At 39.8% G+C, this 15,378-nt stretch carries 18 protein-coding genes; 1 reads left to right on the top strand and 17 read right to left on the bottom strand.

Annotation, left to right across the window (positions count from 1 at the left end):
* From GXZ13_06310 to GXZ13_06245, 14 genes are all read right to left on the bottom strand, one after another.
* Positions 1-419: hypothetical protein (locus tag GXZ13_06310; GenBank protein ID NLX75428.1), on the bottom strand; the 419-nt coding region annotated here is incomplete at its 3' end.
* Positions 419-1,636: a bifunctional phosphopantothenoylcysteine decarboxylase/phosphopantothenate--cysteine ligase CoaBC gene (coaBC, locus tag GXZ13_06305; protein ID NLX75427.1), complete on the bottom strand. Its 1,218-nt coding sequence runs from the start codon at positions 1,634-1,636 to the stop codon at positions 419-421. The genes coaBC and GXZ13_06310, both read right to left, overlap by 1 nt.
* A complete protein-coding gene (locus GXZ13_06300) occupies positions 1,614-1,850 on the bottom strand; it encodes a DNA-directed RNA polymerase subunit omega (protein NLX75426.1) in 237 nt (78 codons plus the stop codon). Before GXZ13_06300 ends, coaBC begins: the two co-directional genes overlap by 23 nt.
* A complete protein-coding gene (gene gmk, locus GXZ13_06295) occupies positions 1,847-2,413 on the bottom strand; it encodes a guanylate kinase (GenBank protein NLX75425.1) in 567 nt (188 codons plus the stop codon). Before gmk ends, GXZ13_06300 begins: the two co-directional genes overlap by 4 nt.
* Positions 2,413-2,676 carry a DUF370 domain-containing protein gene (locus GXZ13_06290; protein NLX75424.1) on the bottom strand — a complete coding sequence of 88 codons (264 nt, stop codon included), beginning with the start codon at positions 2,674-2,676 and terminating at the stop codon, positions 2,413-2,415. Before GXZ13_06290 ends, gmk begins: the two co-directional genes overlap by 1 nt.
* A 7-nt stretch (positions 2,677-2,683) precedes the next feature.
* Positions 2,684-3,571, bottom strand: coding sequence for a YicC family protein (locus GXZ13_06285; protein ID NLX75423.1), 888 nt, complete (start codon positions 3,569-3,571; stop codon positions 2,684-2,686).
* A gap of 96 nt (positions 3,572-3,667) precedes the next feature.
* Positions 3,668-4,801 (bottom strand): GTPase HflX, encoded by a 1,134-nt coding sequence (gene hflX, locus GXZ13_06280; protein ID NLX75422.1) that lies wholly within the window; start codon positions 4,799-4,801, stop codon positions 3,668-3,670.
* Between the two features lie 10 nt (positions 4,802-4,811).
* Entirely contained in the window at positions 4,812-5,480 is a 669-nt protein-coding gene (locus GXZ13_06275; GenBank protein NLX75421.1) for a (d)CMP kinase, read from the bottom strand.
* An 87-nt stretch (positions 5,481-5,567) separates the two neighbouring features.
* A complete protein-coding gene (locus tag GXZ13_06270) occupies positions 5,568-6,491 on the bottom strand; it encodes a dihydroorotate dehydrogenase (protein ID NLX75420.1) in 924 nt (307 codons plus the stop codon).
* Complete coding sequence (locus GXZ13_06265) at positions 6,481-7,278, bottom strand: hypothetical protein (GenBank protein NLX75419.1); 798 nt, start codon at positions 7,276-7,278, stop codon at positions 6,481-6,483. Before GXZ13_06265 ends, GXZ13_06270 begins: the two co-directional genes overlap by 11 nt.
* Positions 7,279-7,470: 192 nt before the next feature.
* The gene (locus GXZ13_06260; GenBank protein ID NLX75418.1) at positions 7,471-8,730 is read right to left on the bottom strand and encodes an argininosuccinate synthase; all 1,260 of its coding nucleotides are present in this window, start codon (positions 8,728-8,730) and stop codon (positions 7,471-7,473) included.
* 352 nt (positions 8,731-9,082) lie between these two features.
* A complete protein-coding gene (gene surE / locus GXZ13_06255; GenBank protein NLX75417.1) occupies positions 9,083-9,892 on the bottom strand; it encodes a 5'/3'-nucleotidase SurE in 810 nt (269 codons plus the stop codon).
* Positions 9,893-9,916: 24 nt separating this feature from the next.
* Positions 9,917-10,534, bottom strand: a complete 618-nt coding sequence (locus tag GXZ13_06250) for a site-2 protease family protein (protein ID NLX75416.1) — start codon at positions 10,532-10,534, stop codon at positions 9,917-9,919.
* 90 nt (positions 10,535-10,624) lie between these two features.
* A complete protein-coding gene (locus tag GXZ13_06245) occupies positions 10,625-11,335 on the bottom strand; it encodes a thiamine diphosphokinase (GenBank protein ID NLX75415.1) in 711 nt (236 codons plus the stop codon).
* Between the two features lie 127 nt (positions 11,336-11,462).
* Here GXZ13_06245 and thiW point away from each other — a divergent pair, with 127 nt between their 5' ends.
* Positions 11,463-11,981, top strand: coding sequence for an energy coupling factor transporter S component ThiW (gene thiW / locus GXZ13_06240; protein NLX75414.1), 519 nt, complete (start codon positions 11,463-11,465; stop codon positions 11,979-11,981).
* On the opposite strand, the gene coaE is transcribed toward thiW, so the two are convergent.
* The 3 genes from coaE to raiA all read right to left on the bottom strand — a co-directional run bounded on the left by coaE (position 11,971) and on the right by raiA (position 15,161).
* A complete protein-coding gene (gene coaE / locus GXZ13_06235) occupies positions 11,971-12,552 on the bottom strand; it encodes a dephospho-CoA kinase (protein NLX75413.1) in 582 nt (193 codons plus the stop codon). The genes thiW and coaE overlap by 11 nt on opposite strands.
* Positions 12,512-14,476, bottom strand: a complete 1,965-nt coding sequence (locus GXZ13_06230; protein NLX75412.1) for a UvrD-helicase domain-containing protein — start codon at positions 14,474-14,476, stop codon at positions 12,512-12,514. The genes coaE and GXZ13_06230 overlap by 41 nt, the downstream gene beginning before the upstream one ends.
* A 142-nt stretch (positions 14,477-14,618) precedes the next feature.
* Positions 14,619-15,161 carry a ribosome-associated translation inhibitor RaiA gene (gene raiA / locus GXZ13_06225; protein NLX75411.1) on the bottom strand — a complete coding sequence of 181 codons (543 nt, stop codon included), beginning with the start codon at positions 15,159-15,161 and terminating at the stop codon, positions 14,619-14,621.
* Positions 15,162-15,378 lie beyond the last annotated feature (217 nt).

Raw genomic sequence — 15,378 nt, 5'->3', positions numbered from 1 at the left:
TCTATATACTTCTCATAGCGGGTACTGTCATTTTCCTCATAATTGTATTTAACTGTAAACTTACTATCAGCAATATTTTCTACTTCCAACGGAGACAGTTCTTCCCCTTCAAAAAACTTTCCCGGAAGCATTATCTTCATGGCTATACCAAAACCTGAAAACCAGGTACTCGCAAACCACTTCATAGTCTCCATAAGTTCAAGAGGAATAGGGGGAGTGCTGTCTATAATTTCTGAAAGGGGCTTAATTTTTACCGAATTACTACAATCGGAATTTCCCTTTTCAAAAACTGTCAACCCCACTCTTGCAGACCTACCAAGAGGCACACGAACTCTTAATCCTGGCTTCAAAGGGGTTTCATTTGAATATAAAAGCCGGGTCCACCAAGGACCCGGGACAGAGACAAATACTTGTTCCATTAACAACCTTGTCTTTTCAAAATAATCGCATCAAATAGTGCGTCGGCTACTTCTTCTTTTGTTCCTTCTATCTCTTCTATGTTTGATCCGGGAATAATTAATGATATTTTATTATTGTCGGACTCAAACCCTATGTTTTCAGAAAGCACATCATTCACCGCAATCATATCAAGCTTCTTTGATTCTATTTTCTTTCTAGCATTCCCCACAAAATTTTGCGTCTCAGCCGCAAAGCCTACGAGAGTTTGTCCTTCTCGTTTTATCTCTCCTAGCTTTGCTGCAATATCTTTATTCTGCACAAGATTGAGAGTCAAAGACATGTCCTTATCTCTTTTTATCTTATTAGAAGATATCTTTTCTACCCTAAAATCTCCTACAGCAGCCGCCTTAATCATAATATCGGCGGTTGGAGCATTTTTGATACAGGCATCATACATCTCCTCTGCCGTTATTACTTTTACAAAATTCACTCCAACTGGTACTGGAAGTGATGTTGGGCCAGAAATTAAAGTAACGTTGGCTCCTCTATACCAAGCTTGTTTTGCTAAGGCATAACCCATTTTTCCACTACTTGGATTACTTATAAAGCGTACAGGATCAATATACTCGTGAGTAGGGCCTGCTGTAATTAAGACATTTAATCCCTCTAAATCTCTTTTAGGATATAGAGCTCTCCATACATATTCATTAATTACTTCTTTAGAGGGCAAGCGACCCTGTCCCTCATACCCACACGCCAATAACCCGCAATCAGGATTGACTACGGTATGCCCTCTTGACATCAACTTATTTATATTCGCTTGTGTTTCAGCGTGAGAAAGCATATTTGGATTCATGGCTGGAAAAAGCAACAACGGGTTTCTATTTGCAAGAAGTGCAGCTCCCATTAAAGTAGAGCTATCTCCTTCTGCACACATTTTAAGGACATTAGCCGTACATGGTGCAATAACGAAAATATCAGCCCATTCTGTTAAGGATATATGAGGAATTTTCCACCCTTTTTCAGATGAAAGAAAATCACTTTCTCTCCAGACACATCTTCCGCTTAAAGTTGAAAGCACCAGAGGACTGACAAACTCCTCTGCGGCTTTTGTCAATATCGTCTCTACCTCACATCCTGCCTTTATCCAACTATGCAGAATGTCCGGTGCTTTATAAGCGGCAATTCCGCCACTTATACCGAATAATATTTTTTTATTCTTCTTCCACTGGCTCATTGACTTGCTTACGCACTTTATCAACAAATTTATACTCTACACACCCATTTGCGACATCCTCAACTGCTTTAGTTATGAATTTCTCATCATACCCTGGCAGAGGACCCATTCTTTCACTCAACTGTCGTGCACGTGCTGCAACCACTAATGTAAGAGTATACTTATTCGGAATATTTTGCTCTCTGTAAATTTTATCCAAATCCATAAAAATCATTTTGACTCCCCCCTATACCCTTTAACTATGTCTACAAATTTTTCTACCGTATCATTCAAATTGTTATTTATAACAATATGGTCATATTTATCTGCAAAAAGCTGCTCCTTTTGTGCATTTTTTATACGAAGCTGTATCTCTTCTTCAGACTCTGTTCCTCGTTTGCGCAAGCGCCTTTCTAATTCTTCTGCTGACGAAGGCATAATGAAAATAGTAATAGCTTCTTTCATACTCTCTTTTATCTGTATGGCTCCCTGTACGTCAATTTCTAGTAGTACATCTCTGCCTTTTTCCAGTTCAGATTCTACCATATCCCGCCTTGTTCCATAAAGATTTCCATGTAATTTAGCATATTCAAGAAACATTCCCTTTGAAATCATATCTTTAAAGACAGCCTCATCCAGGAAAAAATATGTCTCTCCATCTACATCTTCGGGACGGGGCTTGCGGGTAGTGCATGAAATCGAATAAGAGATGTTCCCAAGCAAAGGGATAGCTTCTTTTAACACTGTATTCTTCCCCGCACCTGAAGGACCTGAAAAAACAAAAAGACGTCCTCTCATTATTCTTTTTCTTCCTTTGAAACATCTCCGGTAAATCGACCTGTAATTGTTTCAGGTTGAATCGCCGATAGGACCACATGCTTGCTGTCCATAATTATAACAGCACGAGTTTTCCTGCCTTGCGTGACATCAACCAAGAGTCCAGCCTCGCGTGCTTCATCTCTCAACCTTTTAATGGGAGCTGCCGAAGGACTAATTATAGCAACAATCCTATCTGCCACCACCATATTACCAAATCCCACATGCACCAATTTATAATCCATATTCATTCTACTCCAAATTCTGTATTTGCTCTCTGATTCTTTCAAGTGCTGCCTTAGCTTCTACAGCAAGCCAGCGTATTTCTGCATCTGCAACCTTAGAATTAACGGTATTGACTTCCCTATTTATTTCCTGAATTATAAAATCTAACTTTCTCCCTGACGATTCAGCTTCTTCTCCCGTAGACTTAAATTTTATTATATGGCTTTTTATACGTGCAAGCTCTTCCGCAACATCCCATTTATCTGTCAAAATAACTATCTCCTGTAAAAAACGAGACTCTTCCATTGTTTCATTCAGTTCAGACAAAGTTTTGGAAATCCTTCCACGCAAAAGTTCCAATGCACTATCCCTTGCGATTGACCACTTTTGCTCTATCTCATTTAAAGAGTTCTCCAACTCAGAAAAATGTGAAAGCACTTCCGTACGTAAGTGATTGCCTTCTAGAGATCTCATTTTTTGCCATGACTCTACAGCTTTATCTAAAAGTTCACTAAATATGCCTTCAATTTTATCCGTTTCTCCCTTCTCTTCAAGAGAGGGAAGGGTTAAGACTCCCGGCAAAGATGCTATCGTTTCCAGTTGCAACTCCTGAGACTGTCCCAATTCTTTTTGAATGTTAAGAAGTTCGTTGCAATAAGATAACATGACATCTCTATCTACACGCGCCATTTTAAAGGAAGATGCCCACAAAATTTCCATCCTCAATTGCACCTTGCCCCTACGAAAACAACCGCGAAGCTTTTGATGAAACCATGGCTCCCAGCTCGAAAATTCCCTAGGCAACCTCACTGTTATCTCCTGATATCTGTGATTTACGCTTGACAGCTCAAGGCTTAATGTTCCCCATGCCGTTTGGAGCTGTGTCCTACTAAATCCAGTCATACTGACATACACAAAATCACGTCCCCTAAACTTCTTGTATTAGTTCAGAAAAATAACCTAAAGAACGTCATGCACTTTATATTAACATTTTTGTTATAAAGCGCAAAATTATTCTAAGGATTGCTCTTCCAGTTTATATTGTATCCTTTCGAGAAGAGATATAAAACCCTCCCTGGCCAAAGCAGAAACTCTTACTGCTTCCTCTCCGCTTGCCCTAAGTTCCATCTCTATCATGTCCGTATTATCTCCAGCGATATCAATTTTATTTAAGACGACTATTCTAGGTATTGTATCAGCTTGAAGCTCTTTAAGTGTATCCAGTACTATATCAAAATGGTCAATAGCTTCATCTTCGGATACATCTAGAACCACGAGTAAAAGATTCGCAGCAACAACTTCTTCTAACGTTGCTCTAAAGGCCGCTATAAGAGCTGTAGGGAGTTTCCTTATGAAACCTACTGTATCTGATAATAAAAAACTGCCAGTTAAATCATGATAATTTATGCGACGAGAAACCGTATCAAGGGTGGTAAATAGTTGATTGGCAGAGTCGATCGTAGAATCGTTTGACAGTGATCTAAGCAGAGTGGATTTCCCGCTGTTTGTATATCCCACCAGAGAAACAAGCGGAACACCATACTTTCTCTTCCTATCTCTATTTAATTTTCTTCGTCTTTTTACTATTTCGAGCTTCTCTATTATTGCGAGAACCCTTTTATCAAGCTTTCTCTTGTGTCTCTCAAACTCAGTTTCTCCGGGACCTCTAGTACCTATTCCCCCACCGGTTCGAGACATCTGGAGCCCCAATCCCTTGAGTGAAGGAATCTCGTATCTGTACTGAGCCAGCTTTACCTGTAGTTTTGCCTCATAAGTGTTGGCTCTGCTTTCAAATATCTTCATAATTACAAATGCTCTGTCCCACACTTCTACTCCGGTTATTTTTTCCAAATTGCTCTTTTGAGTTGGATTAAGAAAATCATCTATTACTAAAAGGTTAGTGCCACTGTCGACCGCATAATTTCTCAGCTCTTCTGCTTTTCCAATGCCGATAAAACTGCGTGGATCAGGCTCATTCCTTTTTTGAACAAACCTTCCAAAGGCTTTAATATCTAAATTTTGAAGCAGCAGCTCTAGTTCATTTAGAGACAAATCTGTATCGGTGCATTGAGGAGTTTCCACTGCGGCAATTAATGCTTTCCGTTCTTTGAGTGAAAGATCTATTAACTTCTCTTTTTTGCTCAACTTCTGCTGTTTACCTAAGCTCATTTGCCAAAGAGACTATGGCGTTCACGACTTCTTCTTTCGTCATCTCCGTAGAATCCAAAACTACTGATCCCAAAGCGGGGCGCAACGGAGCAACATCCCTATTCATATCATAGTTGTCACGCTCATTAATCTGCTTCAATATCTCTTTATAATCAGCTTCTTCTCCCTTTTTAACTCGCTCATGGTACCTTCTAGAGGCACGTTCTTCCGCAGAAGCTGTCAAAAAAATCTTAAGATCTGCTTCCGGAAAAACCTCCGTACCCATATCGCGGCCCTCCGCCACCAATCCATTTTCAGAGAGATCTCTCTGTAAGAAAAGCAGTTCATCCCTAATTCCTTTTAATGCTGCGTAAGGAGAAACGAGCACATCTATCCTGGGAGTTCTTATTTCTTTAGTAATATCTTGATTGTCTACTATTATTTTTAACCCTTCAAATGAAATTGTAAAATTTTTTAACACACTTAAAATTTTCTTCTCATCTGTAGGCGCTATTTTCTTTTTGTCCAGCCACCATGCAATAGCCCTATAAATTGCCCCGGTATCTAGATAGGGAAGCCCTACTTTTTCAGCGACAAGCCGTGCTATTGTACTCTTGCCGGCACCGGCAGGACCGTCAATCGTTATAACAAAGTTTTTCTTGCAATTGCTTTGAATTATAAATCTCTCCTTAACATGAAGTCATATGCCTATTATACAATGCAACAATCCCTATTTAACGAATTTTGTTTAATTAAGCAAAGCTTACTTTTTGTTTTTCTTTGCCTTCCCCACGAGCTCATTAAGGGATGAGCTTTCGTACCGTTTCATAAACTTCGGCAGATCGGAACATATTCCTTCCCCTGCCTTTATATCTTTAAAGAACCCCGTGCCTACTTCTACCGCCGATGCACCGGCCAAGATCATGGACATACAGTCTGCTGCTGTCGTCACTCCACCGCATCCAACTATGGGGATATCCACGGCATCAGAGACTTGCCAAACTTGCCTTAGTGCAAGAGGGAAAATAGCCGGGCCTGACAATCCCGCAACGACTCGGTCAAAAGCAGGCTTAGCTTTAGTCAAATCCATCCCCATGCCAAGCCACGTATTTGCGACCACAAGTGCATCTGCCCCCTCATCCTCAATCGCTTTAGCTACTCCCGATAAATCTGCGGCTTGCGGAGTCATCTTAACCCAAAGATTCCCATTCCATGCTTTACGGACAGAAGAGACTGCTTTTGCTGCGCTACAGGGTTCCATCCCCCAGGCCATTCCATCACCATCAACGTTGGGACATGAAATATTGAGTTCAGCCACAGCTATGCCGCCCATATCTTGAAGAATTCTCAAAGTTTCTGCCGTTTCTTCTTCTCTCTCCATGACAACATTTGCTACCACAGGCACTTCACAGTTATGTAACATATCTCGATACTGCTCCACAAAAGCGTGAACACCTATATTTTGGAGACCAATACTGTTGAGCACTCCTGCAGGTGTTTCCCATAAACGTATTCCTTTATTCCCCTCTTTTGGATTGAAACTTATTGCTTTTGTACATATCGCGCCAATGCCGGACAATTTATCTCCCTGCCAAAAATCAATATCATAAGGCCATACCCCTGAGGCTGGTATAACGGGAGAAGATAAATTTAAATCTCCGACCTTAACAGAAATATCAAATGTCATAATCAGACACCTCGTCTGCTCTAAATAGTGATTGATCCACACATCTTCTCTTCAATCCATGGGTTGTCTCCACGACACACCCCATACAGCCTCCATACCCACAGGCCATCCTTTTATCAAGAGAAAAATATAATTTATCCAATGAGGAAGAACAGTGCCTCTTCAGCGCATTTAAAAATCCTGGAGGACCACATGCCCATATTTCTTCATTCTCAGCTATGTCTTTTGGCAAAACCTTGAACATAGAATCTCCTTCTCCAAAAGAACCGTCATCTGTATATATTTTGGCTAGGGGAGCCAACTTGAGAATCTGTTCTGCATAGCGCTCGCCGCCCTTACCAGGAATCCCGAGATATAACCCTTCGACAGCTTCGGGAAAGAGTTTATTGTATAAAAGAAAAATTGCTACACCTACTCCACCGGCTGTAAGATATATTTTTTTATTTTCCTTCTTAGGAAGCGGCAGTCCAAAAGGGCCTCTGACTTTTATTTTATTGCCCTCGCACAAATCTGCAATCATCTCTGTGCCCTTTCCGTAAAGCATATAGCAAATCGAAAGTTCTTCTTTTTCATAGTCAACATCGGAAATCCCGAATGGTCTGCCTAACAACGGATCCATGCTATCAGAAGGGAACAACATCAGACAGTGTCCCGGTACAATCTTAGAGGCCAACTCAGGCGACTTTATCGTAATCCAGGCGATACTATCTGAAAGTTTCTCTGAATGCACTATCGTGCATAAATAATCATTAATGGAGCTTTTGTCGTGACATGAAGTTGTTTCCATTTAAAACCCTCCGAGTAAACATAATTGGGACAATTTTACCCTATACAGGGATATCGTAAAAGGTATTTTGAATTTTTAACTCACATAAAAAACTAATGCAACATTATCACAGTACATATAAAAAAGGACATTTGAAGCGGGAACATATGCCTCAAACGTCCTTTTTATGATTAAATTCGTCAGGAACTATTACTAAATAGCTCCTTCTCCTTTTTCAACTATAAGTTTTTCAATCGGATTGACATTCTTATCCTTGTGAACTTGGCGCCATGTTTTTATAGGCATACCCCATATCTTTATAAATCCTACTGCAGCGGACTGATCAAAAATATCTCCTGTTGAGTACGTAGCAAGTTCTTTACTGTACACAGAAGTATCTGACTTCATACCGTTAACAGTTGCATTGCCTTTATAAAGCGACATGCGCACAGTTCCGTTGACAGACTTCTGTGTTGAATCCATGAAAGCCTGAATAGCTTCCATGAGAGGAGAGAACCAGTAGCCTTCATAAGCCATTTCAGCAAATTTAACTTCGAGTTCTTTCTTGGTTTTAAGCACATCTTTTGCAAGAGTTATGGTCTCAAGTTTTCTATGTGCTGTAATTAGAGCAACGGCGCCCGGACACTCGTAGACCTCGCGACTTTTAAAGCCGACCAATCTATCTTCAACCATGTCAATTCTACCGACACCGGCACATCCTGCCATTTTGTTCATCTGCTCAATTAGCTCTAAACTGTCCATCTTTTTGCCATTTAGTGCGACAGGTATTCCTGCTTCAAAAGTAATCTCAATAGTCACTTCTTCGTCAGGTGCATCTGTGGGATCAACAGTTAATGCATATGCATCTTTTGGTGGTTTATTCCAGGGATCTTCAAGAACTCCACATTCTATAGAACGTCCCCAGAGGTTATCGTCAATGCTGTATGGACTTTTCTTTGTTGTTGGGACAGGGATATTATGAGCTGCCGCATAGTCCATCTCTTCTTCTCTTGTAAACTGCCAATCTCTGACAGGCGCCAAAACTTCAATATCTGGATTAAGTGCATTACAGCAAACTTCAATACGTACCTGATCTTGCCCTTTACCTGTGCAGCCATGAGCAACGGCAACGGCTCCCTCTTTTTCTGCGCACCAAATGAGAGCCTGTGCAATCATCGGACGTGAAAGAGCGGAGTTGAGCGGATAAACGCCCTGATACAACGCATTTGATTTCAATGTTGGCCAAACAAACGTATCGACGAAAGCCTCTCTTAGATCTACCACATAAGCCTTTATTGCTCCTGCATTTAAAGCTCTTTGACGTATTTCTTCCATATCGCCTTCCTGCTGGCCGACATGCATTGTTAAGGCTATAACTTCATAACCCTGATCTTTCAACCAAGGAATTGCCACTGATGTATCCAACCCGCCACTGTAAGCTAAAACCAATTTTCCCTTGTTTTCCACTGTCATTTTCTATACCCCCATTGTTTTAGATATATAAATTAAAAACTCGTCTCTCTCTCCTGTTAGGGAAAGAGAGACGAGTTATAAGTTACCCGCGGTACCACTCTCATTGACACATTGTGTCCACTCTGTTTATTTTTGTCGAAAAATAAAAAACGGAAGTTTACTTGACCTAAGTCTTTCTTCACTTCTGCTCAGAGGCGCGAATTTCAGTTCAGAGACGAAAAGCACTTTCAGCACAAGGCGCTTTATTCCTGTCGTTCTTTGGTTGAAATCATTTCCTCGTCATAGCTACAAATCATTTTTTGAACTGAATATTTATTTTATCACTCGGAGTTCAATTGTCAACTTTAAGCTGTCAGTTATGTATAATTTTATTGAGTTGATCTACTAGTGCTCTTTCTGCCCCAAGTCCGTCACATTCGTCATATGTCTCGTAACATGTCATATCCAAATGCACAGGTGTTATAGAGGCATAACCGTTGAATACCGCCCAAACATCGGTTCCATGAGTAAGATCGTTCTCAGCCGTTCCACCTATCCAGTAAGCCTTTTCTCCTGTAGGGGCCTCTACCACGCGCACTTTATCCTTATACAACCTTTTACCTGTTCTTGTCAGAGAGACTCCCTTCAACTCTTTTAGAGGTAGATTGGGAATGTTTACATTCAACATAACTCCCTCAGGAAGTGGATGCAACTCCAACCAATCAAGTATCGCTATGGCCACTTCAGCCGCCGTATAATTATATATATTTTGACACTTTAAGTTGGCCGCAAGCGAAATAGCTATAGAAGGGAAACCATAAAGGACACCCTCCATCGCCGCACATGCTGTTCCTGAATAAGTAAGGTCATCTCCAAGATTCAATCCCTGGTTTATACCGGAAAAAATAAAGTCGGGTATAAATTTTAACGCGTCTAAAGCCAAAATTACACAGTCAGTGGGCGTTCCATCACAGGAATAAGTTGTATAAGTCGAACCCAAAAGAAAAGAATCTACCTTTTGCAAGTTGAGAGGCCTGTCAAGCGTCATCGCATGGCCGCATCCGCTACGCTCTCTATCCGGAGCCACAACGAGCACTTCATGCCCCTTCTCTGTAAGTTTTCTGGCAAGAGTTTGAATTCCTAATGAATAAACTCCATCGTCATTTGTAAGTAATATTTTCATAGTCATTGCTTCACCCTTAACCTTTTAATATATTAAACTCAAAACAAATCCCATGAGTGAATTCATTATACGCGGGATTATGCCTAACAGCACAAGTGCAAATATTATAAACATGCCATACCGTTCAAGTTCATAAAATATGTGCAACCATTTATTTGGTAAAAAGGCATAAAGAACTCTCGAACCATCTAAAGGCGGGATGGGAATTAAATTAAACACGGCAAGCCCCACATTCATATAAATCATTATAAGCATGAATTGCTGCAACGCATAATTCTGAAATAGAAATGGGAAAAACTTGACCAGTTGGATACAGACGAAAGCTGTCAAAAGATTTCCAGCAGCGCCTGCCAAACTTACAAATGCCATGTCCCGCTTCGGATGTTTAAAATAACTTGGATTTATGGGAACCGGTTTAGCCCAGCCAAACCTAAACAGCAACAGAAATAATGCGCCTACCGGATCAATATGGTCCAAAGGATTAAGGCTGAGACGTCCATCAAGCTTTGCTGTAGGATCTCCCAAACGCATCGCAACATATCCATGACAAAACTCATGAAAAGAGATTGCCCAAAGCACTGCCGGCAAACTCAATAAAAATTGCGCCAATTTGCTTGTTAAATCTCCGCTTCCAAAAAACATTAAACATCACATCCTTAAAATTCACCACTGTATTTTATCATGAGTTGAGCATTATCCTAAATCTTTTATTGTGTACCTTATTCCTTATTTCTATACTTCGCTATTTTGTGCCCAATAAATTGCTAGCAGTCCTTTCGCAAGTTTAACCTCGACAGAAGAGTTCTCAGACACTTCATTGCTTATGCTATATGGCTTTCGATACTCCAATACTGCATCAGACAAAGGCCATTTAACACCATCTATAAATACACCTTGACACGTCTCAGAAAAAGAGATGAGAGACAAAGCCAAAGGTTTATTTCTAAAAGTTATTTTCGCTCTATCGTCATTCATTAAGAAAATCATGCCTTCATTTTCATCGGCAAGCCCCACAGGCCTGTACTTATCTGAATAATACAAAAATGACAGTATTACACTCCAAAGATGATCAAAACGCCCTCCCAGCGCTCCGGTCAAAAAAAGCCCCTTCACTGCCGTTTCTTTTGAAAATATATCCAATGCCAGCTGGAAATCTGTAGCATCTTTTTCCCTTGGGAATTTGTACTCCACAGCGCCCGAATCCACTGCTCTTTGCCATAAGTTAATATCGGCACTATCTTTGTCGCCTATTATCTTATGCGGTAGAAGGCCTGATGCCAAACAGGGGTGCAACCCTCTGTCAACGGCCCATAACTCATCATAAAATGAAAGAGAATTGAGCCATTTAATAGATGGTTCGCGACCGCCAAGAACCATAAGATCAATTTCGTCCATAAGCGATATCTCAATTTTCATGTTAGGAAGTTCTAATTGATTTCGCATTTCATTCTCCTTATATATTTAGTGCTGCAACAGGTGTGTTTATTTTGGTTTGACAAACAGACTAGCTAATCGGATAATCACAGTCAAAATACTTGATTCAAAGAGAGGAACATTTATAATACTTCAAATAAATAAAACAAAATTATTCTATAAAAAACCAATACTAGCCGGGATTCTAGCGGCTGCAGGGGTTTTATTGTCCGTGGTATCCATCCCAGTAGGCCTTACAAAGTGCTTCCCATTTCAACATACCATTAACGTTATAGGAGGCGTAATCTTAGGTCCATTCTGGGCCGTCTGTTCAGCATTTATCACCAGTCTAATAAGAAATATGCTTGGAACAGGAAGTCTGTTTGCCTTCCCAGGTAGTATTTTTGGTGCTTTATTTGTTGGCATTACAGCAAAATTTTTACCTCAAAAGTTCAAGATTGCATCCTTTATAGCTGAACCAATTGGAACCGGCATAATAGGTGCTTGGGTCAGTGCTGTCATACTTGGTCCGATAGTCGGTGGAAAAATGGGATTCCCTATTCTTTCTATATCTTTCCTCATTAGCAGCGTTCCCGGAGCGTGCTTGGGAGGAACTATTCTATATTTTTTAAATAAGCATGAAATCTTAAAAAACAAAGATTCTTCTAAACTTTAGACAAAAGCAATTTCCCAAGCTCTTTTGATTTTGCTTTCCATTCTTTTAACGACCCCTTATTTTCCAGTATCCAGTCTGAACGAGACATCTTTTCTTCACGTGACATCATTTTGGCTTCGCGTCTCTGAACTTCTTCTAGATTCCAATTTCTTCTGGCAATAAGTTCGCTTCTTTTATCAATATCGGCAGCCACATACACTATTCCGTCAAACCAATCACTTATACCACATTCGAACAGCAATGGAATCTCTACAATTACGAGTCCATCGCTCTCTTCTATAAGAGACTTTAATTCATCTAAAGTACGCTTATGCAGTAATTTCGTGACGAACTCATATTCATCTTCATCATTAAATATTATATTTGCTATTTTTGAATAAACCACACTGTTTTTGTCCTTAAAGAAATCCTTGCCCCAACGTTTTTCAGCCGCTCTACGAACTTCCGACAATTTCCATAAGTTGCGTGCCACACTATCGGCATCAAAAACAGTTGCTCCCAATCTTTTCAACACTCGGCTGAGAGTGCTCTTACCAGCGCCAACGTCGCCTGTTAAACCTATCGTCAACACGATATGTACCTCCATAAGTGGCATCTTCTATATATGTATAATCACTTGGTATCTCCCCAACAAATCTTGAAACCCTATTTCTTTGAATTGAACCAAACAAAAGCCTACTAGCAGATGAAGACATAAATAATTTTTCTTTCGCTCGTGTCATTCCCACGTAACAAAGTCTACGCTCTTCTGATAAATCAGACTCTCCTTCAACAGAACGAATACTTGGAAAGATTCCCTCCTCCATGCCAACAAGAAAAACTACCGGAAATTCTAATCCCTTTGCCGCATGAAGAGTCAATAGATTTATTCCGTCCAACTGCTCGACCATCGTGTCCTGATCCGTATATAAAGGAATCTCGGTCAACACTTGAGCAACATCGCCATCTTCAGGAACTAGAGACAGTATTTCAAGAACGTTTTCTACTCGCGATTCCCAATCCTCGGTATGCTTTGTTTTCAAATACTCTTCATATTTATTTAAATATAAAATATTTTCTACAACGGTTCGGAGATCGGAAGCATCGTTAAGAATGTTAATCATATCGTGTGCCAAGCTTTCTGTTCCTGTTTTTGCTTTTCCCTTTAAACCGCCACCTGTTTTCCCTATTTCTCTCCAAATATCTTCAGGTTCTAATTCACCCATTAATGCTAGCTGGGAAGTCAACTGTTCTACGCTCTTTTTACCTAACCCTCTAGGGGGTATATTAGCGACACGAGAGAGAGAAACTGTATCTCTCGGATTCACTGCCAGACGCATCATTGAAAGAACATCTTTTACCTCTGCTCTTTCATAGAAAGCCAACCCTCTTATCACATGATACGGCAGTGTCCGTTCTAACAGTGCCTGTTCAAGCCCTCTACTTAAAACGTTCATGCGATACAAAATAGCTATTTCATTATAATCGTACCCGTCATCGATTAGCGACTCTATTTTCTTTGCTATCCATTCAGATTCATCTAAGTCATTCTTAGCTCTGTAGATTTTAATGGCTTGACCTGAGCCGGAGTCAGTCCAAAGATCCTTTGGGTATCTTTCTCTGTTGTTTTTTATAACATTATTTGCTCCGCTTAAAATATTGTTTGTAGAACGATAATTCTGATCTAAAATTATAACCTTTACATTATTAAAGTCCTTCTCAAAATTTAATATCATATTCATATCGGCTCCGCGCCAACCATATATAGATTGATCCGGATCTCCGACCACCATAATCTTCCGACCTGCATCTACAAGGCATCTGAGCAAAAGATACTGAGTGGTGTTTACGTCCTGATATTCATCCACCAAAATCCAATCTAATCGAGACCTCTCTTTTTCTCTGACATCTTTGTTGATTGCCAATATATGCAAAGGCAAAACCAATAAATCATCAAAATCTAACGCGTTATGCCGCAAAAGTTCTTTTTGATAACGGTCGTAAACTTCACGCCACTTGGGACTTATTGCAGGCTCTCTCGAAACAGGATTTGCATTTGTCTTGCCCATTGAAATTATCTCAATGGCCTCACCTATATTCAATTTCTGCGGATCTATATCCATATCTCTATATATCTTCTTTAAAATAGTCTTAACATCACTTCTATCAAAAATTACAAAATTACGCGAATATCCAAGTTCTTCCAGAGCGTCTCCGTATCTGTGCAAAAATCTCAGACCATAGGCATGGAATGTTGAGACTTCCATCCCCTTAAGATTCGAACCCAGTAGTTTCTCGACTCGACCTCTCATCTCTTTTGCTGCTTTGTTTGTAAAAGTAAGAGCTAAAATACGCCATGGCAAAATATTTTTCTCATCAATCAAATAAGCTATTTTAGTTGTCAGTACACGGGTCTTTCCGCTACCTGCTCCCGCTAAAACAAGTTCATGACCATCGCAATAAACGACGGCTTCTTTTTGTTTCGGGTTCAAAGATTCTACAAAACTGTTTGTCATCAATCAATCATCCTCAAAAAAATACTTCCTATATTTTACCAGTTTTTAATTTTTTATTAAGCACAACTAAAGCAAAATGAAATTAGTTTTATAAGAGCATAAAAAAAGGAGCCAATTGGCTCCTTTTGAGAAAAGTTTACTTCTAATTTGGCTCCAGTAGTCCATAACCTCCGGATTCGCGTCTATATACAACATTGATATCTCCCGTATCATCATTCTTAAAAATAAAGAAATTATGACCGAGAAGATCCATCTGTCTTGTTGCTTCTTCTGCTGTCATTACCCCTACATTAAACTTTTTAATCTTTACAATTCCCTTGTGAGGTTCGACCTCATCTTCTGCGACTGAGAAGAGCTCGGGATCTATATCAAAGGAAATATCTTGCACTTTCATTCTGACTTTTTCGGTAAGGTAATCCTTATGTTTCTTTACTTGACGCTCTATATTTTTTAACGCTTTATCGAAAGCTTGTCGTAAGTCGGGGGCATAATCTTCCCCTCTCATTACCACTCCATTTATATTAGAAGTTATTTCAACTACATACATGCCGCGTTTGAAGTTAAGTGCTATCTGTGTACCAAGTATCTTATCAAAAAACTTCTCGAGCTTCCCAACCTTCTTCTCCATGTATTCTTTCAGTTCCCCCGGCAACTTTACGCTACGCATGACAAAACGTGTATCCATAGCAACTCCTCCATTTTCATGTAATCGCTTACACCTATTATACAAGAACGTACTATATTTTCAACTGCAAAAGGAGCTTTTTATAAATGAAAAAGCATTTGTGGTAAATATACAATTTTTATGATAAAGATTGTCTATTGATGTTTCTTTTTAAATGAAATGATAAATAATAAAATACAAATAAAGATAATCATCGTTATGATCATCATTACAATAC

The organism is Synergistaceae bacterium, assembly GCA_012728235.1.
GTDB lineage: Bacteria > Synergistota > Synergistia > Synergistales > Synergistaceae > JAAYFL01.
This window is presented reverse-complemented; position numbering and strand designations above follow the sequence as displayed.